1 protein-coding gene is annotated in these 222 nt (G+C 56.3%); it reads left to right on the top strand.

What is annotated here, in order from left to right; genetic code table 11:
• Positions 1-222: hypothetical protein (locus ASG38_RS17910; protein ID WP_162239642.1), on the top strand; the 222-nt coding region annotated here is incomplete at both ends.

Below are 222 nucleotides of genomic sequence, written 5' to 3'. Positions count from 1 at the left end.
GGAACATTGCCTGCTGCCGAAGTGGCTGCGTCTTGCGACAGTATCCCTGTTGCGGCTACGCTTACTGCGACCGATGCTTGCGGAACTGCGACTGTAACATTCGCCGAGACAAGGACCGATGGTGCCTGCGCCGGAAGCTACACCCTTACAAGAAAATGGACGGCTACCGACCTTTGCGGAAACACTGCCGAGCACACTCAGGTAGTGAACGTAACCGATACA

It is taken from the genome of Flavobacterium sp. Leaf359 (assembly GCF_001423985.1).
Lineage (GTDB): Bacteria > Bacteroidota > Bacteroidia > Flavobacteriales > Flavobacteriaceae > Flavobacterium > Flavobacterium lindanitolerans.
This window is presented reverse-complemented; position numbering and strand designations above follow the sequence as displayed.